Here is a 23,506-nt window from a genome sequence, read left to right as displayed (position 1 = left end):
TCGGTTCCGCGAGCATCGTGCCACCCGCGCTCCGGCTTGCAGCGACCACACCCGGAAAGACCGGTATATCCCGTTCACTGTCCCGCCGCGACGGTTAAATTGTCGTTAGCGATGGTCGTCGCTGCCCGCCACATCCCGAGAAGTCCCAGGAATTCCACGGTTTCCATCAGGCGATCACCCGCTCCGCCGGGAAATGCAGGTCGATCCGCGTGCCTTGCCCCGGCCCGCCGGTCAACACCAGCCGCCCGCCATGGGCTTCCACCAGGGACCGCACGATGGGCAGGCCCAAGCCGGTTCCGGCGCCGCCGCGGATGCGCTCTCCCGGCACCTGCCGGAAGGGTTCCAGGACGATGGGGCGGTGCTCCTCCGCGATGCCGATTCCGGTGTCGATCACGGCGATGCGCAGCCCGGTCCCGGTCCGCTCCTCCGTGCGCGTCACGTCGATGGTGACCCGCCCGCCCGCCGGGGTGAACTTGACGGCGTTGGACAGCAGGTTCAGCAGGATCTGCCGCAACGACCGCCGGTCCGCGCGCAGCCGCGGCAGCGGACGGGGAAACTGCGCGTCGAAGCTCAGCCCGGCGGAGGACAGCGCCAGTTCCTGAAGGGCGTAGACCTCGCCCACCAGCACCGCGACATCCACCTCCTCGTCGTTCAGGTCGACATGGCCGGCTTCGATCTTCGACAGATCCAGCACATCGTTGATGAGTTCAAGGAGATGCGTGCCGGAGGCGCGGATGTTGCCGATGCAGTCGCGCTGCCGGTCGGTCAGCGGACCGGTGCCCGGATGCAGCAGAAAATCCGAATAGCCGATGATGACGTTGAGCGGGGTGCGCAGCTCGTGGCTCATCCCCGTCAGGAAGTCGGACTTGGCCCGGTTCGCCTCCGCCTGGCGCGCCGCGTGGGCGGCCCGGCGCTCCCGTTCCACCGCGCGTTCGGCGGCGTCGAGCATCAGGCCGAGCGCGTCGGCGGCCATGGCGGCCAACATCCGGACGGACGGCGGCATTCCATGGGGCCGGCGGCGGTGGCCGGAGATCACGCCCCACGGCTTGCCGCCATGGACGATCGGCACGGTCAGCGCCGCCCCGGCCCCCATGCGCCGCAGGAACTCCCGGCGCGCCGCAGGCGGACTGCGAAGATGCGCGTGGGCCAGATCGGGCGGCGGATCCGCCGCGTCGACGCGCAGGAGAGGAACCGGTTCGGCCCAATGGTCGAGGACCACGCGCAGCCGCGGAAATCCGTCCGGCCCGCGGTCGAAGGCGCTCGCCGGCAAGGTCGCGCCGGGACGGAGTTCCGACGCGGCGTGGCTCCAGTCCGGCGCCTCGTCCCGCGCCACCACCTCCCCGTTGCCGGACTCGTCGAACCGGCAGACGATCACGCGGTCCATCCCGGTGAGACGGCGAACGGTCTGGGCGGTGTGAGCCGCCATCGCCTCCAGCGCCGCGACGCCGCGCAGGGACGCGATCCCCGGCAGCAGGCCGGCGGGTGCCGCCGTGGCGGGCCAGCGCTCGACCCCGGCGGGCGGCCTCTCCACCTCGAGGATCACCTGCCCGCCATGCTCGTGCAGGAAGGCCGGCAGCGGCCGGCCCCCCGGGGGCGTGACGGACGCATGCACCCCCAGCGCCCGCAGGTCGGGCGGCAGGGCGCGCAGCTTCGCCAGCAGATCCGCAAGCTCGGGGAGGCCAAGCACTTCCACGCCGCGGCCGAGCAGCCGTTCCGGCGCCAGACCGAGGAAATCCGCACTGTTGGCGCTGCAGGCCTGGATCGTCTCGCCGTCGCTGTGCAGCGCCACGAGAGCGCCGTGCGGCTGTATTCCATCGGGCGGCCTTGCGGCCGGCCCGCCGATCGCGGACGGGGACGTGAAGGGATTCGGACGGCCCGAAGACGTGTTCAGGACAGGCACCTTTGCGACGGAAAGGTGCAGATGCTGCGGTGGGATCGACCGTCCGGTCAAGCCCGGCCTGGGGGGTGCGACAGGCTGCCCGATGCCTTCGGTCGGCGACGCTTGTTCGGCGAGGGCGCCCGGCTCAGACGGTGGTCCGGCGGTTCGCCACGCAGTGACCGGTCGGCTGCCCCGCCTTGCGTCCCGCGGAGCGCGGGCGGCGCCCGGCCTTGTCGCTGTACATCCGGGAATCGGCGAGGCGGATCACCTCCTCCTCCCGGTCGTCGGCGCCGTAGGGTTGCACCCCGAAGGAAAATCGAATCGGCAGGTCGGCGTTGTTCCATCGCACGCTGCGGCGGCCCGCCGCAGCGGCGATCTGCCGGGCACGGAGGTCGCCACAGGCCGCGTCGGTTTTGGTCAGCAACAGAGCGAACTCGTCGCCGCCCAGGCGGGCCACCACATCCTCCTCACGGACCGACCCGACGAGCAGCCGCGCGATCTGCCGCAGATAGGCGTCGCCGGCCATGTGTCCATGGGTGTCGTTGATCCGCTTGAAGCCGTCCAGGTCGATGATGACCAGCACGCCGCCGCCCTTCCCGCTTCCCTTGGCGCCCTGCCGCCGCGCGGCGGCGATCTCGCGCCGGAAATGACTGAAGAAGCCGCGGCGGTTCAGCAGGCCGGTCAGCTCGTCCGTCATGGACAGGCTTTCCAGATAGGCGATCCGGTCACGCTGTTCGGCGATGGTCGCTCGGGCCTCGGCGAGTTGGCGCTCCAGGGCCGACGCCTCGACGGTCACGGCCACCACCGGATGGGCGATTCGGGGGCCGCGCATGGGCGGCATCCGCAGCAGCCGGTCGTGGGTTCCGCGGTCGAAAGGCAGTCCGTCGTGATGGTCGGCAGAAACGGCGTCCGGGTCCTGGGTGTTCACGACGGCGCTCATGGGCTTTCTCCACATGATCGGCACTGGCTGCGCCGAACTCGAAGCAATCGCCGTGCCACATGAGGATATCCAGAAGGCTAGGCCTTTCGTCCCGGCAACTTCTGCCGGGCAAGGCCGCCCCCAGGCAGAAATTGCCTGGAGAACAGCCCGTTACGGAAAATTTTATCTATTTTTGATTTATTTTCTATTTTGAACCGCTTTCGAACAAACGGCCTGTCCGGCTCCCGACAGGCCCGCTCGCGGCGACGTCACACCACGCGGTCCGGCGGCGCCGACCCGGCGAAGAAGGCGTCCAGATTGTCGAGCGCCTTGAAGCCCATGGCGTTGCGGGTTTCCACCGTGGCGCTGCCCAGATGGGGCAGCAGGAAGCAGTTCTCCAGCCCGCGGTAGCCGCTGTGCAGGTTCGGCTCGTTCTCGAACACGTCCAGACCCGCGGCGGCCAGCCGCCCGGAGGCCAGCGCGGCGATCAGGGCCTCGTCGTCGACGACGGAGCCGCGGGCGGTGTTGACGACGATCGCCCCCGGCGGCAGGCGCCCGATCCGATCCGCGTTCAGCCAGTGGGTGGTCTCCGGAGTCGCCGGGAAATGCAGCGACAGCACGTCGCAGACCGCCAGCATCGCCTCGGGATCGGCGTGGTAGACGGCCCCGGCCTCCTGCTCCACGGGCAGGCGGCGCCGGTTCGAGTAGTGGATGGTCATGCCGAAGGCCCGCGCCCGCTGCGCCACCGCCTGCCCGATTCGGCCCATGCCGATGATGCCCAGCCGCTTTCCTCCCAGATGGGTGCCGAGAAGCTGGGTCGGCGTCCAGCCGGTCCAGGCGTCGGCGCGGATCATCCGCTCCCCCTCCGACGCGCGCCGGGCGGCGCCGAGCATCAGCAGCAGCGCGATGTCGGCGGTCGCGTCGGTCAGCACGTCCGGGGTGTTGGTGACGATCAGGCCGCGGGCCTTGGCCGCGTTGAGGTCGATGTGGTCGGTGCCGACCGAGAAGGTGGCGACGATCCGCACAGCGTCGGGCAGGGCCGCGATGGCCGCGGCGTCCAGCCGGTCCCCGGCGGTGCAGAGGATGCCCCCGGCGCCGGTCTCCGCCGCCAGGGCGGCGATGTCGGCGCCGGACAGCGCGCGGTCCTCCGGGTTCAGCCGGGCGTCGAAATCGCGCGCGGCGCGGGCCTCCACCGCCTCGGGCAGGCGCCGGGTCACCAGGAGGACGGGCCGTGATGCGGGAGAGTCGCTGCGCATGTTTCTGTCCTCAGCCTTCCGTTTATTCGGGGGGTCGGGCCTTCCGCTCCGACGCCGAAACACCCATAATCCATCCGACGCTGCCAATCACCTGTGGATGTCGCTTTGCAGAACCGCCGCTCCGCCGCCCGCCTCGCCCTTTGCGCGACCTTCGGCGCGTTCCTGGTGTCCCTGACCGCCCTTCCAGCCACCGGACCGGCCCAGGCGGCCCCCGCCAACGCGGCCGGCGCGGCGGTGGGGGCGGCGGCCGGGGCGGCGGCGAACATCCTGCCCCATCGCGCCGTCTACAAGATGTCGCTGCTGTCCGCCCGCAACAGTTCGAAGGTCAGCGACGTGCGGGGCCGCATGCTGTTCGAATGGGCCGACGCCTGCGACGGCTGGACGACGGAGCAGCGCTTCCAGCTCCGCTTCGTCTACGCCGAGGGCGACGAGATGGCGATGACCACCAACTACACGACGTGGGAGGCCAAGGACGGGCAGCGCTACCGCTTCAACGTCCGCAAGCTGATCAACGGGGAAGAGGACGAGGAGGTGCGCGGCGACGCCCGCCTGGCCAAGGACGGCACCGGCACCGCCGCCTTCTCCAAGCCCGAGCCCCAGGATATGGAGCTGCCCCCCAACACCATGTTCCCCACCGCCCACACCCTGGCGGTGCTCGACCATGCCAGCGCCGGCGACACCTTCTTCAACCGGGTCGTCTTCGACGGCGCCGATTCCGAGGGGGCGACCGAGGTGTCCACGGTCATCGGGGCGGGGACGCCGATCAAGGAGGACGGCGCCGACCCGCTGCTGAAGGGCAAGAAGGCGTGGCCGGTGCGCATGGCCTTCTTCCCGCTGAAGAGCGATTCCGCCCAGCCCGAGTATGAGATGAGCCTGCGCCTGCTGCAGAACGGCGTCGCCGAATCCATGCAGATCGACTACGGCGATTTCACCGTGAACGCCATCCTGGAGAAGGTGGAGGCGCTGCCGAAGTCGGGTTGCTGACCGCCGGACGCAAAGGTCACAGCCTTTGGCGCAAATCGTTACAATTCAATTTGCCTTATTTTGAGGAAACTGGCCTAAACTGTGCATGGTGCATCCACGCCTCCACGGAGTCATGGCGTGCACCGACAGCAGGATGAAGGGTTTCCCTATGGCCAAGAAGCAGGTTTTGGTGGGACAGGTGTTCCAGACCGTTGGCGCGACCAACGCGCGGTCCTGGCGCGTGCGGGAGACCGTAACCCTGTTCGGCATCCCGCACGCCCGCGTGGTCAGCACGGAGGATGAAGGCGACGCGAAGACGCTGAGCTGCCTCGTCCTGGTCGATTCCAACTATTACCGCATGATCGGATCGGCCCCCGCCGGCAACGTCGCGGCCTGACGCCTTTCCGGTCCGAAGCAAAGAAAAGCCCCCCGGCCTCGCGGACGGGGGGTTTTCTTGTTGGCCGCCCTGCCCTTCCCGCCGAAGCGGGAAGGGAAAGGGATGGCCGGGACCGTCAGGTGGCGGCCTTCGGCGTCTCGGCGGCGACCTTCGGCTTCGGCAGGTCCAGCTTCAGGTGCAGCTCGCGCAGGCGCGCCTGATCCACCGGGGCCGGGGCCTGCATCAGCAGGTCCTCCGCGCGCTGGTTCAGCGGGAAGGCGATGACCTCGCGGATGTTCGGCTCGTCGGCCAGCAGCATCACGATGCGGTCGATGCCCGGGGCCGAGCCGCCGTGCGGCGGGGCGCCCAGCTTGAAGGCGCTGAGCATGCCGCCGAAGCGGGCTTCCAGCTCCTCCGGCGGGTAGCCGGCGATCTCGAACGCCTTGTACATCAGCTCCGGCAGATGGTTCCGGATGGCGCCCGAGGACAGCTCCACGCCGTTGCAGACGATGTCGTACTGGTACGCCTTGATGTCCAGCGGGTTCATCGTGTTCAGCGCCTCCAGGCCGCCCTGCGGCATGGAGAAGGGGTTGTGGCTGAAGATGACCTTGTTGGTCTCCTCGTCCAGCTCGTACATCGGGAAGTCGACGATCCAGCAGAAGCGGAAGGCGTTCTTCTCGATCAGGTCCAGCTCCTCGCCGATCTTCGTGCGGGCGAAGCCGGCCAGCTTGGCCGCCGGGCCGGGCTGGTCGCAGACGAAGAAGACCGCGTCGCCGTCCTCCACGCCCGCCGCCGTGCGCAGCTCCGCCTGGGCGGCCTCCGGCACGAACTTGGCGATCGGGCCCTTGCCGCCCGCCGCCTCGAAGATGATGTAGCCGAGGCCCGGAGCGCCGAGACCGCGCGCCCAGTCGTTCAGCTTGTCGAAGAAGCTGCGCGGCTTGTCGGACACCTTCGGGGCGCGGATGGCACGGACCACGCCGCCCTTTTCAAGCGTCTGCTTGAAGGCGCGGAACTCCACGTCGTCGCGCTTGAAGACGGCGGTGACGTCGGTGATCTCCAGCGGGTTGCGCAGGTCCGGCTTGTCGTTGCCGTACTTCAGCATCGACTCCGCGAAGGAGATGCGGCGGAAGGGCGGCTTGTCGATGGCCGGCGGCGTCTCGCGGCGGAAGCCGCCGAACTCGTCGAAGATGCCGTGCAGCACCGGCTCGATGGCGGCGAACACGTCCTCCTGGGTGACGAAGGACATCTCGAAGTCGAGCTGGTAGAACTCACCCGGCGAACGGTCGGCGCGGGCGTCCTCGTCGCGGAAGCAGGGGGCGATCTGGAAGTAGCGGTCGAACCCGGCGACCATCAGCAGCTGCTTGAACTGCTGCGGCGCCTGGGGCAGCGCGTAGAACTTGCCCGGATGGTTGCGGCTGGGCACCAGATAGTCGCGCGCGCCTTCCGGCGAGGAGGCGGTCAGGATCGGCGTCTGGAACTCGGTGAAGCCCTGGTCGATCATGCGGCGGCGCGCCGACGCGATGACGCGCGAGCGCAGCAGGATGTTCTCGTGGATGCGCTCGCGGCGCAGGTCCAGGAAGCGGTAGCGCAGGCGCACGTCCTCGCCGGCGTCGGTGTCCTGGTTGACCTGCAGCGGGATCTGCTCCGCCTCGCCCTGCACCGCCAGATCGGCGATCTGCACCTCGATGCGGCCGGTCGGCAGACGGTCGTTGATGGTCTCCGCCGTGCGCTTCACCACCTTGCCGGTCACGGTGATGACCGATTCCAGCTTCAGCCGCTCCGCCGCCTGGAAGGCCGGGTTGGAGGTGTCGACCACGCACTGCGTCAGGCCGTAATGGTCGCGCAGGTCGATGAACAGGAGCTGTCCATGGTCGCGCTTGCGGTTGATCCAGCCCGACAGGCGGACAATCTGACCGGCGTTCTCTTCGCGAAGCTGGCCGCAGGTGTGCGTGCGGTAGGGGTGCATGGGTCGAAACACCTTGGAAAAGGTCGGAATCCTGCGCGGAAAGGCGGCCCGACACACCACACCGACAGCGCCGGAATGTCAAGTCGCCATCCGCGTCCGCTGCACGCTGGGAGAGTTGCCGAAGGGCGAGCTTTCGCGCGGACGCGCGCTCGTGTATGAAGCCCGCATGACACTGATCACGACCACCGAAGACCTTGACGCCTTCTGCCGCTCGCTGGCCGGGGTGGACTACATCACCGTCGACACCGAATTCCTGCGCGAGAAGACCTATTGGCCGCAGCTCTGCCTCGTGCAGGTGGGCGGGCCGAACGGCGCGGTCGCCATCGACCCGCTGGCCGAGGGCATCGATCTGGCGCCGCTGTTCCGCGTGATGGTGGACCCGGCCATCCTCAAGGTGTTCCACGCCGCCCGGCAGGACGTGGAGATCTTCTGGCACCTGTCCGGCCAGATCCCCCACCCGCTGTTCGACACCCAGGTCGCCGCCATGGTCTGCGGCTTCGGCGAGAGCGTGGGGTACGAGACGCTGGTCACCAAGCTGGCCGGCGCGCGCATCGACAAGTCCAGCCGCTTCACCGACTGGTCGCACCGCCCGCTGACCGAGCGGCAGCTGACCTACGCCCTGTCCGACGTCATCCACCTCCGCCCAGCCTACGAGAAGCTGAAGCGCCGCCTCGTCCGCTCCGGCCGCGCCCACTGGCTGGAAGAGGAGATGGCCGTCCTGACCGATCCGGCCACCTATCAGGTGGACCCGGACAGCTCCTGGCTGCGACTGAAGGTGCGCACCAACAAGCCGCGCTTCATGGCCGTCCTCAAGGAGCTGGCGGCGTGGCGGGAGCGCGAGGCGCAGCGCCGCGACCTGCCCCGCTCCCGCGTGCTGCGGGACGAGGCGCTGCTGGAGATCGCCGCCCACGCCCCGACCAGCGTGGACGACCTCGCCCGCACCCGCGGCATGGGCCGCGGCTTCGCCGAGGGACGGCAGGGCGCCGATGTGCTGGCCTGCGTCCAGAAGGGTCTGGACCTGCCGGAGTCCGAACTGCCCCGCGTCGAGCCGCGCGAGGAGCCGCCGCCCGGACTGCAACCCATCGTTGAACTTCTCCGCGTTCTTCTGAAAATGAAGTGCGAAGAGAACAACGTGGCGTCCAAACTGATCGCGTCGGCCGCCGATCTGGAAGCGATCGCAGCGGACGACGAGGCCCAGGTGCCCGCGATGCAGGGCTGGCGCCGGGAATTGTTCGGCGAAGACGCGCTGGCGCTGAAGCATGGCCGCATCGGTCTGGCGGTGCTCGACCGCCGTGTCCGCATCGTTCCGACCGCCAATGGAGAGGGGCCGTAAATGGCCCCATCCGGAATCATTCCAAAATGGCGCAAGAATCCGGCCGGGCCGTTACAGGAACGCTCAGCTTCGCGACGTTTAGCCAAAATTATGAAACATTTCATCGCAATTAACAGCGCTTTAAGGCATTGTTAAAAAAGGTCATGGCTAATAAGTCACGGGCACCGTATCCATGCCGTGTAGCGGCGCGCTGTGGTTCGCGGGGGAATTCTCGCCTATAAGGTGTGCACACGCCCTATGTGCCAACCTGGGGGATTTCGCGTATGAGCAGGTTCGGCGGCAAACCACCCATGGGACGCGACCGCGTCCGCCTCTCCACGACGGAGAAGCAGGCTGCCGTCGCCGCCGCGAAGGACCAGAAGCCCGAATTTGACAACGACAAGCTGCTGAATCTGCTTCGCTCCGCGAAGGCCGAACTGCAAGGCATGCGGCTGATCCACATGCATCTGTCGCTGCTGCGCGACAAGGACCCGTCCAGCCAGATGATCGTCCGCACGATCATCCAGGAGCTGGCGAACAAGGCGTCCTATCTGCAGTCCTTCAACATTTCCAACGGCGACGTCATCATCCTCTACAAGGGCCTGAAGCTGACCGGCGTCACCGACGTCTGCCAGAAGGTGGAGCAGATCTTCCTGGCCAAGACGACGCTGACCGGGGCCAACCCCTACAAGGAATTCTCGCTCTACTCGATCATGGAACTGGCGTTGAACTTCATCAACGTCATCCGCTTCATCGAGGAGTTGCAGGCGAACGAGACCGGCGACCACTCCAACGAAACGAAGCCGCCGATCACGCTGGAGGAGATGGCCAAGCTCGAACGCTCCATGCAGATGTTCGACCTGTCGCCCTTCCTGTTCAATCAGGCCATCGCCAACATCGGCCGCAACGCCGAAGAGGACATGGCCTATTTCGAGCTCTACATCTCGATCAAGCTCCTCCAGGAGCGGCTCTGCCCGGACTACGACATCACGGCCAACAAGTGGCTGTTCAACTACTTCACCGCCAACCTCGACCAGTCGGTGCTGCGGGCGCTGAACCACGGGCTCAGCTTCATGCGGGGCCGGCGCATCGGCATCAACATCAACCTGTCCACGGTCATCTCCACCGGCTTCGTGAAGTTCGACGAGCGGCTTCCCCTCGATTTCCGCGGGCAGGTGGTGCTTGAGATATCCAAGGGCGACCTGATCGAGAACCTGTCGCTGTTCAACGAGGTCGTGGAGTTCGCCCAGGACCGCCGCTACCAGATCGCGGTGGACGGGCTGAACCCCTTCTGGGTGACGAACTTCGACCTGGAATACCTGAACGCCGACTACGCGAAGATCTTCTGGTCCAACGACATGCTGGAGATGGACCCGACCTTCGAGAAGTATTTCATGGAGCGGATCCAGGAGCAGGACCGCTGCAAGTTCATCCTGGCGCGCTGCGACAGCGTGTCCAGCCTCGTCTACGCCAACAAGGTCGGCATCACGATGGTGCAGGGCCGCGCCGTGGACAACATCCTGCGCAAGGGCGTGAGCGTCCGCGAAGCCATCGCCCACGCCAAGGTGGCGTGAGGGCTTTTCCGGTTTTTGTTGCCCACGCTTATTCCCAACACTCCCTATGCTCCCTCTCCCCTCCGGGGAGAGGGTTAGGGTGAGGGGGATGTGCGTTTTGGTACGTCCGGCACAAGCGCCCCCCTCACCGGCTCTCAGCGGATGCCATAGGCATCCGCCTGCCGCCGTCAGCGCTGGCCTTCGGCCAGCGCGAGAGGCCCTTCGGGCCACCCTCTCCGCAGAGGGGAGAGGGCTGAGAGACCTCTACTCCGCCGCCTGGGGCCGGGCCGGCGGCACGATCTCGCCCTTGCGGTTCAGTGCCTTGGCCAGCGCGTCCAGCCTCCGCTGCACCGTCTCGCCGGCCGGCACGCTGAAATCGTCCGGCAGGGTCAGCACCAGCCGCTCCCCCGACACCTTCAGCGCCGTGCGCTGCAGCAGCGCGGTGGCCCCGCCGGTCAGCGTGTGGGCCAGCCGCAGCGCCAGCCCCAGAACCAGCGCCTTGCGCGCCTGGGCGTCGCTGAGCAGCGCCCGCGGCCCCGCGGTGACCGCGTTGGGGGTGCCCGGCCCGTCGATGGACCCGGCGTAGCGGGCGTAGACGGCCAGCGCCAGGAAGGCCCGCTCGTCATGGTCGATGCCGGGGAAGGGATAGCGCAGGATGCGCAGGCAGGCGTGCTCCGCCCGGTAGTCGGGATGCTCGGCCCAGCCGACGTCGCTCAGCAGGCAGGAGGCCTGCCGCAGCCGCAGCGCCGCGTCGTCCTCCCCGGCGAAGAGGTTGCCGGTCCAGGACACCAGCAGGGCCGGGTCTCCGATGCGGACGAAGCGCTGCGCCCAGTCCTCCGCCGCGGCGATCAGCGGGTCCTGCCGCTGCGTTTCCGGGTCGAGCAGCGCGTACAGGTGCCCTTCCCGCAGCCCGAAGGCCGAGAACACCACGCTGGAGGGCTGGACCATCCGCAGCAGCCGCTCGAACACCAGCGCCGCGTAGGGCAGCGTGTCGACCCGGCGGCGCGAGCCGGACATCTTCTCCAGCGAGGACCGGCTCTGCTTGGCGATCAGCCCGGCGAAGTCGCGCGCCTCGGCGAAGGGCACGGTGTAGTGGTGGATGATGTGCAGCGGGTGCTTCACATGCTCCATGTGCAGCTTGGCCAGGGCCCGCCAGCCGCCGCCCACCGGGAAGAAGGGCTTGCCGCGCATCCGGGCCAGCCAGTCCAGCTTCTCCAGATGCTGGTCGATGGCGCGGACCAGCCCGTTCGGCTTGGCGGGGTTCAGCTCCATCAGGCGCAGCGGCCCCAGCGGCATCGTCAGATGCTCGCCGATCACGCCGCGCTCCAGCCGCACCAGTTCCAGGCTGCCGCCGCCGAGGTCGCCGACCAGCCCGTCGGCGGCGGGGGTGCCGGACAGCACGCCCATGGCGGACAGCCGCGCCTCCTCCTCGCCGCTTATGACGCTGACGTCGAGGCCGGTGCGGTCCTTGACCCGCTGGACGAAGGCCGGACCGTCCGTGGCGTCGCGCACCGCCGCCGTGGCGATGACGTCCAGCCGCCCGACGCGCATGCCGGCGGCCAGCAGGGCGAAGCGTTCCAGGGCCTCCAGGCCCTGGATCACGCCGTCCGGGTTCAGGCAACCGGTCTTCTCCACCCCGCGGCCGAGCCCGCACAGGACCTTTTCGTTGAAGACCGGAAGGGGCGACCGCTTCAGAGCGTCATAGACGACGAGCCGGATCGAGTTGGACCCGATGTCGATGACGGCGATCCGCTCGCCCTTTTCGACGACCTTGGTGGCGACCGTGTGTTCCTGCGCCGGCGTCATAAGCAACCGATGTCCTCAATCAAATGACCGTACGCAGCTTCAACCGCGGCGGCGTCTTTTTGCTGCTGAGCGCGCTGCCGCGGCCCGACAGGCTGGGGTTCGTCATGAAATAGTTATGGGCGCTGAACGCGTCCGGACCAGCCTCCACCCGATGATAGACGCCATCCGGGCCGAGTTTCCAGGTGTTCGCCTCGTCCTTCAGGTTGGCGACCATGATCTGGTCCAGCACCTGCTCGTGCACCGTCGGGTTCTCGATGGGCACCAGCGTCTCGATGCGGCGGTCCAGGTTGCGCGTCATCCAGTCGGCGGAGGAGATGTAGACCTTGGCCTGCGGGCTGGGCAGCGCGTGGCCGTTGGCGAAGCAGATGACCCGCCCATGCTCCAGGAAGCGCCCGACGATGCTGCGCACGCGGATGTTCTCCGACAGGCCCTTGACGCCGGGGCGCAGGCAGCAGATGCCGCGGATCACCATGTCGATCTGCACGCCCTTCTGCGACGCCTTGTAGAGCTGGTCGATGATCTCCGAATCGACCAGCGAGTTCAGCTTCACCCAGATGTGGGCGGGCTTGCCGGCGGCGGCGTTGGCGACCTCCGCGTCGATCAGCTGGCCCAGCTTCTGGCGCAGCGTGATCGGGGCGATGGCGATCTTCTCCAGCAGCTTCGGCGTGGCGTAGCCGGTCATGTAGTTGAACATCACCGCCGCGTCGTGGCAGAGCGCCGGGTCGCAGGTGAAGAAGGACAGGTCGGTGTAGACCTTCGCCGTGATCGGGTGGTAGTTGCCCGTCCCGAAATGGACGTAGCTGCGCAGCGCCTTGTTCTCGCGCCGCACCACCAGCGACACCTTGGCGTGCGTCTTCAGATCGACGAAGCCGTAGACGACCTGCGCGCCCGCGCGCTCCAGATCGCGCGCCCAGCGGATGTTGGCCTCCTCGTCGAAGCGGGCCTTCAGCTCGACCAGAGCGGTCACCGACTTGCCGGCCTCCGCCGCCTCGATCAGCGCGGCGACGATCGGGCTGTCCTTGCTGGTGCGGTACAGCGTCTGCTTTATGGCGACGACCTGCGGGTCGCGCGCCGCCTGCCGGATGAACTGCACCACCACGTCGAAGCTCTCGTACGGGTGGTGGACGACGATGTCCTTGTCGCGGATGGCCGCGAAGCAGTCGCCGCCGAAGTCGCGGATGCGCTCCGGGAAACGGGCGTTGAAGGGGCGGAAGACCAGATCGGGCCGCTCGTCGACGATGAGCTGGCGGGTGTCCGACAGGCCGATCAGCCCATCCAGGATGAACACGTCGTCGTTCGACACGCGCAGCTCGTGGCGCAGGAACTCGCGCAGGTCGGCGGCCATGCCGGCGTCGGTGGCCAGCCGGATGACGCTGCCGCGGCGGCGGCGCTTCAGCGCGCTTTCGAAGGTGCGGACCAGATCCTCCGCCTCCTCCTCGATCTCCATCTCGCTGTCGCGCAGGACGCGGAAGACGCCGTGGGCCTTCACCTGGAACGGCGGGAAGAGCCGGTCGATGAACAGCATCACCAGCTTTTCCAGCTGGATGAAGCGGATCTCCGACCCCGGCAGGCGGATGAAGCGGTCGAGCTGCGCCGGCAGCGGAACCAGCGCGTCAAGATGCCGCCCCTTCACCGGCTCGTGCAGTTGCAGCGCCAGCGAAAAACCCAGGTTGGGCAGGAAGGGGAACGGGTGCGCCGGGTCCACGGCGATGGGCGTCAGGATGGGGAAGATGTCGTCGAGGAACTTGGCCTCCAGCCAGTCCTTCTCCCCCTCGGTCAGGTCCTCGGCGCCGACCACCATGATGCCGGCCTCGCGCAGGTCCTGCTTCAGGCTGCGCCACATGGTCTGCTGCGCGTTCATCAGCTCGACGATGCGCTGGTTCACCGCGGTGAGCTGCTGGGCCGGGGTCAGGTTCTCGGCGCTGGGGGTCTTCACCCCCGCGGCCACCTGCCCCTTCAGGCCGGCGACGCGGACCATGTAGAATTCGTCGAGGTTGCTGGCCGAGATCGACAGGAACCTCAGCCGCTCCAGAAGCGGGTGGTTCGGGTTGGAGGCCTCATCCAGGACGCGCTGGTTGAAGGCCAGCCACGAGAGTTCGCGGTTGATGAAGCGCTCCGGCGCGTCCGCTTCGATGCAGGTCGCTTCCAGGTCCTGAAGTTCGGTCACAGCAGCCTCGGGCTTTTGCGTGATGGGTGGTGCCGCTACAGTCCGGGCGAACCGGACCGCCCGCCGCGGTCGACGGGCCAGGCAACCTACCCCAACTACGTTACGGTTTTGGGTCAGACAGCATAATACTGCCGTCACGATAATACCGCTGCGAAAACAGTCGCACCCCCGGCGCATCCCGCCGGAGCGCGATCCGGACAGGAAGGGACACCCCCGATGAAGACCCTGTATCTCATGCGCCACGGCAAGTCCGCGTGGGACGATCCCTCCCTGGACGACCACGACCGCCCGCTGGCGCCGCGGGGCCGGAAGGCGGCCCGGCTGGTCGGCCACGAGTTGAAGGAGCGCGGGGCGCGCATCGGGCTGGTGCTGTGCTCCACCGCCCGGCGCGCCGCGGACACCGCCGACCGGCTGCTGGAGGTGATGGACGCGCCGGACATCCCTGTGGAGCGCGAGCGCGGCCTCTACCTGTGCGGGGCGCGGGTCCTTCTGGAACGGCTGCACGACGCGCCCGAGTCCGTGTCGTCGCTGATGCTGGTCGCCCACAACCCGGACCTCCACGACCTCGCCCGCGAGCTGGCCGGCAGCGGCGACGAGCGGCACCGCGCGGCGCTGGCGGAGAAGTTCCCGACCGGCGCCTGCGCCGTTCTCCTGTTCGAAGCGGCCCGCTGGGCCGACCTGGACAGCGGGGCGGGACGGCTGGCCGATTTCATCCTGCCGCGGAAACTCTCTTAACGCCCCTTTGGCAAATGGGGTATTTCAACCCCGAACCGAGCAGGCCCGGAACCGAGCAGGAGTCGCCCCCGTGTCTTCCGCGCCCCAGAATGCCGCACCCGCCGCGGTGTCCGCCGTGCGCGAGGTGGAGATGAAGCTCCACCTCGACCCGCGCGATCTTTCCCGCGTCGTGGACCTGCCCGCCCTGAAGGACGCGGCGGAGGGCGCCCCGGCTGTCCGCGACCTGCGCACCGTCTATTACGACACGCCGGACCGCCGCCTGTTCCTGGGGGGCGTGGCCCTGCGGGTGCGGCAGGACGGCGACCGCTTCGTCCAGACGCTGAAGACCATCAACGCCGCCACCCCCGGCGATTCGGCCGCCGTGGCCATCCGCAAGAAGTGGGACTGGACGATCCCCACGGCCGCCCCCGACATGACGCCGCTCGACGCGGAAGGCGTGGCCGCCCTGGTGCCGGAGGACGCGCGCGCGGCGCTGGTGCCGCAGTTCACGACGGAGTTCCGGCGCACCACCCTGCTCGTCCGCCCGGACGCCCTGACCTCCATCGAGGTGGCGGTGGACGAGGGGCAGATCACCGCCGGCAACGCCTGCGCCCGCATCAGCGAGGTCGAGCTTGAGCTGAAGTCGGGCCGCATCGGGCGTCTGTTCGATCTCGCGCTGGCGCTCCAGCGCCGCGTGCCGGTGCGCATCGGGACGGAGAGCAAGGCGGAGATCGGCGACCGTCTCGTCACCGGGCGCCTGCCCGCCCCCGTCCTGCCGGAACCGCTGGGCCTCACCCCGGTCACCACGGTGGCCGAAGCCTTCCGCCACATCGTGCGGCACGGTCTGCGCCTGCTGCTCGCCAACGAAGCCTGCGCCCTGGCCGGCGGCGACGTGGAGGGGCTGCACCAGATGCGCGTCGCGCTGCGCCGCCTGCGCACCGCCATCCGGCTGTTCCGCCCCCTGGCCGGGGTGCCGGACGCCTGCCGCGCCGGGAACGACATCCGCTGGTTCTCCCGCCAGCTCGGCCCGGCGCGCGACTGGGACGTGCTGCTGTCCCATGGGATCGCGCCCTTCGCGGCGACGGAGAAGGCCCCCGCCGACGGAATCGCCGCGCTGACCGCCGCGGTGCGCGAGGCCCGGCGCGGACCGGCGCTGGCGGCCGTGGAGGCGATCCAGTCGCCGCGCTGCACCGGTCTGATCCTGGCGCTCGGCGCCTGGCTGGAGGACGGAGCGTGGCAGACCGGCGCCGCGCCTGAGGTCCGCGCCCAGCTCGACCGCCCGATGGCCGAACTGTCCGGCCCGTGGCTGGCTGGCCAGCACGCCAAGGCCTTGAAGGCGGGGGCGCTGAAGACGGGCCGCGACCTGGAGGGCGGCGACGCCGCGGCGCGCGACCGGCTGCGCCGCCGCCTGCGCAAGCTGCGCCACACGGCGGAGTTCTTCCGTGGCCTCTACGCTGAAACCGCAACGGTGCCCTTCATCGCCGCGCTCGACACCCTCCTGAGCGCGCTGGACGCGGAGCACGACGCCGCGGTGGCCGCCGGTCTTCTGCGCGGCCTTTCGGCGGACCGGCCGGAGCAGCGGTCTGCCGCCGACGCCACCGCCCGCTGGCTGGCCAAGCAGGCCGACAAGCGCCGCAAGGCGCTGCCGGGGCTGTGGAAGGCGTTCCGCGACGGGCCGGTGTTCTGGTGAGAGAGTGACGTTGCCCCCACCCTAACCCTCCCCCGCTAACGCAGGGGAGGGAACCATTCTCCCTCCCCTGCGAAGCGGGAGAGGGCCGGGGTGGGGGCAAGCCTCTCAACGACAAACGGCCTACAGCGTCCCCGCGTAGGCGCCGCCGTCCAGCAGGACGTTCTGCCCGGTCATGAAGCCGGCGTGGGCCGAACAGAGGAAGGCGCAGGCAGCGCCGAACTCCGCCGGGTCGCCGAACCGGCCCGAAGGATTGCCGGCGCGGCGGATGTCCATCTCCTCGTCCAGGCTGCGGTTGTTGGCCTTGGCCCCGCCCTCCATGGTGGCGCGCAGGCGGTCGGTCTCGAAGGGCCCCGGCAGCAGGTTGTTGATCGTCACGTTGTGGCGCACGGTCTGGCGCGACAGCCCGGCGACGAAGCCGGTCAGCCCCGCCCGCGCCCCGTTGGACAGGCCGAGGATCGGGATCGGCGCCTTCACCGCCGCCGAGGTGACGTTGACGATCCGTCCGAAGCGGCGGCCGATCATGCCGTCCACCGTCGCCTTGATGAGGAAGATCGGGGCCAGCATGTTGGCCTCGACGGCGCGGACCCAGTCGTCGCGCTCCCAGTCGCGGAAGTCGCCCGGCGGCGGGCCGCCCGCGTTGTTGACGAGGATGTCCGGCTCCGGACAGGCGGCAAGGGCCGCGGCGCGCCCCTCCTCCGTCGCGATGTCGCCGACGGCGGTGGTCACGGTGGCGCCGGTCTCCTTGCGGATCTCCTCGGCGGCGGCCTCCAGCAGGTCGCGGCCGCGCGCGGTGATGGTGACCTGCACCCCCTCGCGCGCCAGCGCCAGGGCGCAGGCCTTACCCAGTCCCTTGCTGGCTGCGCACACGATGGCGCGGCGTCCGGCGATTCCCAGATCCATCCTCGTCTCCTCCCTTCCCGGCCTCCAGACCGGCCAGCACCTCGCGGGCCAGCGGCACGGTCAGGGGACGGTGCGCGGCCAGCGAGGCGCGGTCAAGCGCCGCGACCACCCGCCCCGCCGCTTCCAGCGACCGCTCCATCCGGGCCAGCAGGTAGGTGATGAGGTCCATGCCGGGCCGCAGCTGCCGGTCGGCGAACAGCTTGACCAGAACGGCGGCGAGCAACGCGTCGTCCGGCGCCTCCACCCCCACCGCGGGGGCCGCCTTGATGCGGGAGCGCAGGTCGGCCAGCTTCATCCGCCAGCGCGACGGCGGGCGGCGCGACAGCAGGAGCAGATGCCCGCCCGAGTCGCGGGCGAGGTTGTAGAGATGGAACAGCGCCTCCTCCCGCGCCGGCGCGCCGGCCACCCGGTCGGCATCCTCCACCACCACGGCGTTGGCGCGGGCCAGCAGGGCGTGCGGGTCGATCTGGTCCAGCGTGTCGCCCATGGCGATGGGGGCGTGGCTGCGCGCCCGCCAGACATGGCCCAGATGGGTCTTGCCGCAACCGTCCGGCCCGTACAGCGTCAGGGCCGGCGCCGGCCAGGACGGCCAGCGGTCGAGCCACGCCACCGCCTCGGCGTTGCTGGGCGCCACGAGGAAATCCTCGCAGCCCATGGCGGCGCGGTGACCGAGGTCGAGCGGGATCTGGGCCGCTAATGTCATGGGGCAGAGGTCATGTGGCGAAGGCCATCAGGAAGGGGTACCGCGGTAGTAGGGACTGTCAAGATAGCGCCCCAACGCGAAGCGTGTCAGCACCCCGATCACCGCCGCCACCGGAACCGCCAGCAGGACGCCGACGAAACCGAACAGCGACCCGCCGGCCAGCAGGGCGAAGATCACCCAGACCGCGTGCAGCCCGACCTTCTCGCCCACCAGCTTCGGCGTCAGGACGTTGCCCTCCACCGCCTGCCCGAACAGGAAGATCGCGATGACGATGGCGACTCGCCACGGGTCGTCGAACTGCAGCAGCGCCAGCCCGGTGCTCGACACGAATCCGAACAGCGAGCCGACATAGGGGATGAAGGACAGCAGCCCCGCCATCAGCCCGATCACCAGCCCGAAATCCAGCCCCGCCACAGACAGCGCCACCGCGTAGAACACCCCGAGCACGAGGCAGACCAGCGCCTGCCCGCGGACGAATCCGGCCAGAGTCTCGTCCACCTCGCGCGCCTGCTCGCGGATGGTCGCGGCGTGGTGCAGGGGCAGCCAGCCGTTCACCTTGGCGACCAGGATGTCCCAGTCGCGCATCAGGTAGAAGGCCACGATGGGCGTGATGAACATCACCGACAGCACGTCGAACAGCGCCAGCCCGCTCGACAGGATGTGCTTGAGCACCCGTCCGACCCAGCCGACGACGTCCCCGGCGTAATTGCCGGCGGCGCCGCGCAGCCGCTCCACATCCTCCGGCGACAGGCGGTGCACCAGCCGGTCGAGCATCGGCATCAGCCGGTCCCGCGCGGCGTTGGCGTAGTTGGGAAGCACCTCGATCAGGTGGGACACCTGCGCCTGCACCAGCGGCAGCAGCAGAAGCCCCATCAGCACCAGGACCAGGACGAAGGACAGCAGCACCAGCGTCGTCGCCAGCCAGCGCGGCAGGCGCCAGCGCTCGACCCGGTCGACCACCGGGTCCAGCAGATAGGCGATCGCCAGCCCCACCACGAAGGGCAGCAGCATGCCGGACAGCAGCCACAGCGCCAGGACGAACAGGCCGAGGCCGATCAGCCAGAAGCGGATCTGCTTGCCCGCCGTCACGGCACCCCTCCGTGCCGGCTGAACAGAAGGCCGCCGCGGTAGACGTAGGCGAGCCCCGACAGCACCGTCGTCGCGGCGCAGACCCAGATGAGCAGCGGCACCAGCTCCCGCCCGAACAGGTGGAAGTCCGGCAGCCCCAGCCCCGCCGGGGCCAGCACCGCCGCCGCCAGGGCAAGCTGCACCGCCGTGTTGATCTTGCTGACATAGAGCGGCTGCATCGCCAGCGACTCCTTCAGCGTGTAGAGCAGCATCACCCCGCCGACGATCATCAGGTCGCGGAACACCACCAGGATGACCAGCCACAGCGGCAGCACGCCGATGTGGCCCAGCGAGACGTAGACGCTGACCAGCAGCGCCTTGTCGGCGATCGGGTCGAGATAGGCGCCCAGCACCGTGCGGGCGCGGAACATGCGGGCCACCGCGCCGTCCACGGCGTCGGACACGCCCGCCCCGACGAACAGCCAGAAGGCGACCCCCAGCTCCCCGGCCAGGATGAAATAGACGGCGACCGGCACCACCAGGATGCGGCCGAAGGTGATGATGTTCGGGATGCTCACCGCGGTGCCTTCTGCCGTTGTCCCTTGCGCCGGCGCCCCTTCATGGGCCGATCCCGGCCCGTCTGTAACGCCGTCACGCCCTTTGCCGTCACGCCCTATGCCGTCAGGGGCGCGCCGTGCCGGTGGCCGGCAGCGTGCCCAGAATGCGCGGCGGCGCCCCCGGCGCGGCCATCGGAGCCGGCGTCACGCTGGGATAGGCCGACGGCGCGGCGGCCGGCGAAAAGCTGGAGGGGCTGGCGGCCGGGACGGACGCCGGCGACGCCGCGGCGGGTTGCGCCAGGGACGCCCCGGCGCCCTTCGCCAGCACCTGGAGCTGCCATTCCGGCGTCGGCGCGACCGGCGGAAGCGGCTGGCCCGGAACGGGCACCGGAACCGGCGCGGCGACCGCCCCGGTGCGGGCGAGGCCGAGGTCGCGGCGGGCCAGCGCCTGGCGCAACCGCTCCACGTCGCCGCGGTGGGTCAGCGCGACCAGCGCCTCGTAGCGGCTGATCGACAGCACGTCGGTGCGGGTCACGGCGTTGACCATGCCCAGCCGCTTGCGCGTCTCCACCCAGTCGTTGAGGCTGGCCAGCGGCACGCGCACCAGCGTCGACTGCTCCGGCCCGCTCGCCACGGTGTTGTCGCGGCGGTAGGACTCGTCGATGGCGGCGGACACGAAGGTCGTCGCGCGGGTCAGGAAATCGCCGGCCCGGTCGGCCATGTCGGCCTTCACGTTGACGGTCTGCTGGTCCCGCGCGCCGTCGGGCGTGTAATGGGTCACCTCGACCGCCAGCGGACGGCCGAGATCGAGCCCGCCCGCCGGCATGTCGGTCTTGGCGACGATCACGCCTCCGGCGTTGTAGCGCTGGGCGATGCGCGCCAGCGCCTCGGGATCGCCGGACAGCGCCTCGTTCACGCCGATGGCGGAGATGTCGGCCAGTTCGCCGTCCGGAACGACCAGCGGCACCAGCGAGGCGCCGGCCGGACGGCCCTCCCAGGCCTCGCGCCAGTCGGTGCGGTCCTCCCACAGGACGGGGCGCCCGTCCACGACGGTGACCGGCAGGACCACATAGGGCCGGGCCGGCGGCTCGACATACTGCTGGCCGCCGCCGGCCAGAGTCTCGCGCACCGAGTTGGGGCGGAAGCGCACGGTGATGCTGCCCACATAGCGGGTCGCCGACACCTTCTCGTCGTCGATCTCGAAGCCCTGGACGAGCCGGGCGAGTTCGATCTCCGACACCCGCGGCACGGAGGTGGCGGTGGGGACGAGGCGCTTGTACAGCTCCGCCCACGCCTTCACCTGCGCGTCGCGGATCGCCTGATCGCGGGCGGCGTTGGCGTTGGCGGCGCTGACGTCCACCTTGACGCCCGACACGGTGAAGGGGTCCGCTGCCGGAACCACGGGCGCGCCCCCGGGAGCCGCCCCAGGCGTTGCCGCGGGCGCCGCCACCGCGGGTGGAGCGGCGCCGGGCACCTGCGCGTCCACGGAGCCGGCCGGAACGGCCAGGGCCACGGTGATGGCGGCGAAGCCCGCAAACAGCGGCGCATGGCGGCGGTGGAGCATTGCAAAGCCTTCCGATTCGAGTATGTTCGGCCCGTTCCCTATTGACCCGGCCCAAATTGACCCGGTTCAGGTGGCCCAGGTATATAGCTCAGCCCAAGCGAGGATACCATCAGCACCCAGTCTAATAACACGTCCGACGCCTACAAGCAGGCCGGCGTGGACATTGATGCGGGCAACGCGCTCGTTGACGCGATCAAGCCGCTCGCCCGTTCCACCGCGCGCCCGGGCTCCGACGCCGGGCTGGGCGGGTTCGGCGCCCTGTTCGACCTGCGCGCGGCCGGGTATCACGACCCGCTGCTGGTCGCCACCACGGACGGCGTCGGCACCAAGCTGAAGGTCGCCATCCTGGCGAACCGGCACGACACGGTGGGCATCGACCTCGTGGCGATGTGCGTGAACGACCTCGTCGTCCAGGGCGCGGAGCCGCTGCTGTTCCTCGATTACTACGCCACGGGCAAGCTGGACGTCGCCGCGGGCCGCGCCATCGTCGCCGGCATCGCGGAAGGCTGCCGTCAGGCCGGCTGCGCGCTGGTCGGCGGCGAGACGGCGGAGATGCCGGGCATGTACGCCGAGGGCGACTACGACCTCGCCGGCTTCTCGGTCGGCGCGGTGGAGCGCAAGGACGCCCTGACCGGCGCCACCGTGCAGGACGGCGACGTCGTGCTCGGCCTCGCCTCCTCCGGCGTGCACTCCAACGGCTATTCGCTGGTCCGCAAGCTGGTGGAGAAATCCGGCCTCGGCTACGACTCGCCCTGCCCCTGGGACGCCGGGAAGACGCTGGGCGAGGCGCTGCTGACCCCGACCCGCATCTATGTGAAGAGCACGCTGGCCGCGGTGCGCGCCGGCACGGTGCGGGCGATGGCGCACATCACCGGCGGCGGCCTGATCGAGAACATCCCGCGCGTCCTGCCGGACGGGCTGGGCGTCACGCTCGACGCGTCGACGTGGCCGCTGCCGCCGGTCTTCAACTGGCTGATGAAGACGGGCGGGCTGACCCCGCTGGACATGGCGCGCACCTTCAACACCGGCCTCGGCATGGTCGTCGTGGTTCCGGCGGACAAGGCGCAGCAGGCGGCCGACATCCTGGCCCAGGGCGGCGAGACGGTCTTCACCGTCGGCACGGTCCACGCGGTCAAGGACGGCGACGCCCGCGTCACCGTCACCGGCATGGACACGGCATGGTCGGCCTGACGGCATCCGGACTGAAGGTTGGAGTCCTGATTTCCGGGCGCGGCAGCAACTTGCAGGCGTTGATCGACGCCTGCGCCGCCCCGGATTTTCCGGCGGGCATCGCGCTGGTGCTCTCCAACAAGGCCGACGCCTACGGGTTGGAGCGCGCGGCCTCCGCCGGGGTCCCGGTCGCCGTGGTCAGCCACCGCGACTTCCCCGGCGACAAGCGCGCCTTCGAGGAAGCCATGGACGCGCGCCTGCGCGACGCGGGCGTCGAGCTGGTCTGTCTGGCCGGCTTCATGCGGCTGCTGTCGCCCTGGTTCGTCGAGCGCTGGCACGACCGGATGATCAACATCCACCCGTCGCTCCTGCCCTCCTTCAAGGGGCTGGACACGCACCAGCGGGCGCTGGACGCCGGGGTGCGCTTCCACGGCTGCACCGTCCATTACGTGCGCCCGGAAATGGACGAGGGGCCGATCATCGCCCAGGCCGCGGTTCCGGTCCTGCCCGGCGACGACGCCGACCGGCTGTCCGCCCGCGTTCTGCAGGCCGAGCACCGGCTCTACCCCCAGGCGCTGCGCCTGATCGCCGAAGGCCGCGCCCGCGTCGAGGACGGCCGGGTGGCCTTGTCAAACTCGGCAGCGGACTTGCCGACGCTCATCAACCCGCCGGCGTAACGCTGAGCAAGCGGGACCCTTGCCGCAACCGTCCGCACTCCCCACATTCTCCGCCGGAACCATAACAGGGGAGGCAAAGGGCGATGGCGGTTACCGATCACGGCCACAATCCGGTCAGCGAGGATGTCGTCCGCCGCCACGAGGCGGGCTGGCACGCCTTCACCCGCTTCATGACGCTGGCGACCGCGGGCGTGATCGCCGTGCTGGTCTTCATGGCGATCTTCCTGGTCTAGCGGCCCCATCCGGCCGCCGACCGGACCGGCCGC

20 protein-coding genes are annotated in these 23,506 nt (G+C 69.6%); 9 read left to right on the top strand and 11 right to left on the bottom strand.

Features of this window, described 5'->3' with window-relative positions; translation table 11 throughout:
- Nucleotides 1-166: 166 nt before the first annotated feature.
- The 3 genes from TSH58p_RS28600 to TSH58p_RS28590 all read right to left on the bottom strand — a co-directional run bounded on the left by TSH58p_RS28600 (nucleotide 167) and on the right by TSH58p_RS28590 (nucleotide 4,054).
- Nucleotides 167-1,789, bottom strand: a complete 1,623-nt coding sequence (locus TSH58p_RS28600; RefSeq protein WP_247874278.1) for an ATP-binding protein — start codon at nucleotides 1,787-1,789, stop codon at nucleotides 167-169.
- 235 nt (nucleotides 1,790-2,024) lie between these two features.
- Nucleotides 2,025-2,819, bottom strand: a complete 795-nt coding sequence (locus tag TSH58p_RS28595) for a GGDEF domain-containing protein (protein ID WP_109072456.1) — start codon at nucleotides 2,817-2,819, stop codon at nucleotides 2,025-2,027.
- A gap of 248 nt (nucleotides 2,820-3,067) precedes the next feature.
- A complete protein-coding gene (locus TSH58p_RS28590; RefSeq protein ID WP_109072457.1) occupies nucleotides 3,068-4,054 on the bottom strand; it encodes a D-glycerate dehydrogenase in 987 nt (328 codons plus the stop codon).
- A 105-nt stretch (nucleotides 4,055-4,159) separates the two neighbouring features.
- Between TSH58p_RS28590 and TSH58p_RS28585 the strand changes: the two genes are divergently transcribed.
- On the top strand, nucleotides 4,160-5,038 hold the full coding sequence (locus TSH58p_RS28585; protein ID WP_247874279.1) for a cell envelope integrity EipB family protein: 879 nt from the start codon (nucleotides 4,160-4,162) through the stop codon (nucleotides 5,036-5,038).
- 178 nt (nucleotides 5,039-5,216) lie between these two features.
- On the top strand, nucleotides 5,217-5,414 hold the full coding sequence (locus tag TSH58p_RS28580; RefSeq protein WP_247874280.1) for a hypothetical protein: 198 nt from the start codon (nucleotides 5,217-5,219) through the stop codon (nucleotides 5,412-5,414).
- Between the two features lie 115 nt (nucleotides 5,415-5,529).
- Here TSH58p_RS28580 and aspS read toward each other — a convergent pair whose 3' ends face one another.
- Nucleotides 5,530-7,359 carry an aspartate--tRNA ligase gene (aspS, locus tag TSH58p_RS28575; protein WP_109072460.1) on the bottom strand — a complete coding sequence of 610 codons (1,830 nt, stop codon included), beginning with the start codon at nucleotides 7,357-7,359 and terminating at the stop codon, nucleotides 5,530-5,532.
- 166 nt (nucleotides 7,360-7,525) lie between these two features.
- Here aspS and rnd point away from each other — a divergent pair, with 166 nt between their 5' ends.
- Both rnd and TSH58p_RS28565 read left to right on the top strand, forming a co-directional pair.
- Nucleotides 7,526-8,692 carry a ribonuclease D gene (gene rnd / locus TSH58p_RS28570; protein WP_109072496.1) on the top strand — a complete coding sequence of 389 codons (1,167 nt, stop codon included), beginning with the start codon at nucleotides 7,526-7,528 and terminating at the stop codon, nucleotides 8,690-8,692.
- A 263-nt stretch (nucleotides 8,693-8,955) separates the two neighbouring features.
- A complete protein-coding gene (locus TSH58p_RS28565; protein WP_175426496.1) occupies nucleotides 8,956-10,245 on the top strand; it encodes a hypothetical protein in 1,290 nt (429 codons plus the stop codon).
- 243 nt (nucleotides 10,246-10,488) lie between these two features.
- Here the strand turns inward: TSH58p_RS28565 and TSH58p_RS28560 are convergent, their stop codons facing one another.
- Together TSH58p_RS28560 and TSH58p_RS28555 are read right to left on the bottom strand one after the other, a co-directional pair.
- Nucleotides 10,489-12,030: a Ppx/GppA family phosphatase gene (locus tag TSH58p_RS28560; RefSeq protein ID WP_109072462.1), complete on the bottom strand. Its 1,542-nt coding sequence runs from the start codon at nucleotides 12,028-12,030 to the stop codon at nucleotides 10,489-10,491.
- A gap of 19 nt (nucleotides 12,031-12,049) precedes the next feature.
- On the bottom strand, nucleotides 12,050-14,197 hold the full coding sequence (locus TSH58p_RS28555) for an RNA degradosome polyphosphate kinase (RefSeq protein ID WP_109072463.1): 2,148 nt from the start codon (nucleotides 14,195-14,197) through the stop codon (nucleotides 12,050-12,052).
- A 216-nt stretch (nucleotides 14,198-14,413) separates the two neighbouring features.
- On the opposite strand from TSH58p_RS28555, the gene TSH58p_RS28550 reads away from it, so the two are divergent.
- Nucleotides 14,414-14,932, top strand: coding sequence for a histidine phosphatase family protein (locus tag TSH58p_RS28550; protein ID WP_109072464.1), 519 nt, complete (start codon nucleotides 14,414-14,416; stop codon nucleotides 14,930-14,932).
- Between the two features lie 70 nt (nucleotides 14,933-15,002).
- Nucleotides 15,003-16,601, top strand: coding sequence for a CYTH and CHAD domain-containing protein (locus TSH58p_RS28545; protein WP_109072465.1), 1,599 nt, complete (start codon nucleotides 15,003-15,005; stop codon nucleotides 16,599-16,601).
- 120 nt (nucleotides 16,602-16,721) lie between these two features.
- On the opposite strand, the gene TSH58p_RS28540 is transcribed toward TSH58p_RS28545, so the two are convergent.
- The 5 genes from TSH58p_RS28540 to TSH58p_RS28520 form a co-directional block, all read right to left on the bottom strand.
- A complete protein-coding gene (locus TSH58p_RS28540; RefSeq protein ID WP_109072466.1) occupies nucleotides 16,722-17,501 on the bottom strand; it encodes an SDR family oxidoreductase in 780 nt (259 codons plus the stop codon).
- On the bottom strand, nucleotides 17,440-18,204 hold the full coding sequence (locus tag TSH58p_RS28535) for a DnaA ATPase domain-containing protein (RefSeq protein ID WP_247874281.1): 765 nt from the start codon (nucleotides 18,202-18,204) through the stop codon (nucleotides 17,440-17,442). The genes TSH58p_RS28540 and TSH58p_RS28535 overlap by 62 nt, the downstream gene beginning before the upstream one ends.
- 27 nt (nucleotides 18,205-18,231) lie before the next feature.
- On the bottom strand, nucleotides 18,232-19,293 hold the full coding sequence (locus TSH58p_RS28530; protein WP_109072468.1) for an AI-2E family transporter: 1,062 nt from the start codon (nucleotides 19,291-19,293) through the stop codon (nucleotides 18,232-18,234).
- Entirely contained in the window at nucleotides 19,290-19,850 is a 561-nt protein-coding gene (locus TSH58p_RS28525; protein ID WP_014197467.1) for a CDP-alcohol phosphatidyltransferase family protein, read from the bottom strand. Before TSH58p_RS28525 ends, TSH58p_RS28530 begins: the two co-directional genes overlap by 4 nt.
- 103 nt (nucleotides 19,851-19,953) lie before the next feature.
- The gene (locus TSH58p_RS28520) at nucleotides 19,954-21,393 is read right to left on the bottom strand and encodes a DUF2066 domain-containing protein (protein ID WP_109072469.1); all 1,440 of its coding nucleotides are present in this window, start codon (nucleotides 21,391-21,393) and stop codon (nucleotides 19,954-19,956) included.
- Between the two features lie 156 nt (nucleotides 21,394-21,549).
- Here TSH58p_RS28520 and purM point away from each other — a divergent pair, with 156 nt between their 5' ends.
- From purM to TSH58p_RS28505, 3 genes are all read left to right on the top strand, one after another.
- Nucleotides 21,550-22,584, top strand: coding sequence for a phosphoribosylformylglycinamidine cyclo-ligase (purM, locus tag TSH58p_RS28515; protein ID WP_371732450.1), 1,035 nt, complete (start codon nucleotides 21,550-21,552; stop codon nucleotides 22,582-22,584).
- A complete protein-coding gene (purN, locus tag TSH58p_RS28510) occupies nucleotides 22,572-23,240 on the top strand; it encodes a phosphoribosylglycinamide formyltransferase (protein ID WP_109072471.1) in 669 nt (222 codons plus the stop codon). The genes purM and purN overlap by 13 nt, the downstream gene beginning before the upstream one ends.
- Nucleotides 23,241-23,323: 83 nt before the next feature.
- Nucleotides 23,324-23,473, top strand: coding sequence for an aa3-type cytochrome c oxidase subunit IV (locus TSH58p_RS28505; protein WP_109072472.1), 150 nt, complete (start codon nucleotides 23,324-23,326; stop codon nucleotides 23,471-23,473).
- The last annotated feature ends 33 nt before the right edge of the window (nucleotides 23,474-23,506 follow it).

The sequence above is a fragment of the Azospirillum sp. TSH58 genome, assembly GCF_003119115.1.
Lineage (GTDB): Bacteria > Pseudomonadota > Alphaproteobacteria > Azospirillales > Azospirillaceae > Azospirillum.
The sequence above is the reverse complement of the archived record's forward strand: the minus strand, read 5'-3'. Positions and strand labels throughout refer to the sequence as shown.

Bases quoted from the DNA above. Each gene is read 5' to 3' on its own strand.
- TSH58p_RS28595 (WP_109072456.1), bottom strand. From the start codon at position 2,819: ATGAGCGCCGTCGTGAACACCCAGGACCCGGACGCCGTTTCTGCCGAC.
- TSH58p_RS28590 (WP_109072457.1), bottom strand. From the start codon at position 4,054: ATGCGCAGCGACTCTCCCGCATCACGGCCCGTCCTCCTGGTGACCCGG.
- aspS (WP_109072460.1), bottom strand. From the start codon at position 7,359: ATGCACCCCTACCGCACGCACACCTGCGGCCAGCTTCGCGAAGAGAAC.
- rnd (WP_109072496.1), top strand. From the start codon at position 7,526: ATGACACTGATCACGACCACCGAAGACCTTGACGCCTTCTGCCGCTCG.
- TSH58p_RS28565 (WP_175426496.1), top strand. From the start codon at position 8,956: ATGAGCAGGTTCGGCGGCAAACCACCCATGGGACGCGACCGCGTCCGC.
- TSH58p_RS28560 (WP_109072462.1), bottom strand. From the start codon at position 12,030: ATGACGCCGGCGCAGGAACACACGGTCGCCACCAAGGTCGTCGAAAAG.
- TSH58p_RS28550 (WP_109072464.1), top strand. From the start codon at position 14,414: ATGAAGACCCTGTATCTCATGCGCCACGGCAAGTCCGCGTGGGACGAT.
- TSH58p_RS28540 (WP_109072466.1), bottom strand. From the start codon at position 17,501: ATGGATCTGGGAATCGCCGGACGCCGCGCCATCGTGTGCGCAGCCAGC.
- TSH58p_RS28535 (WP_247874281.1), bottom strand. From the start codon at position 18,204: ATGACATTAGCGGCCCAGATCCCGCTCGACCTCGGTCACCGCGCCGCC.
- TSH58p_RS28520 (WP_109072469.1), bottom strand. From the start codon at position 21,393: ATGCTCCACCGCCGCCATGCGCCGCTGTTTGCGGGCTTCGCCGCCATC.
- purN (WP_109072471.1), top strand. From the start codon at position 22,572: ATGGTCGGCCTGACGGCATCCGGACTGAAGGTTGGAGTCCTGATTTCC.
- TSH58p_RS28505 (WP_109072472.1), top strand. From the start codon at position 23,324: ATGGCGGTTACCGATCACGGCCACAATCCGGTCAGCGAGGATGTCGTC.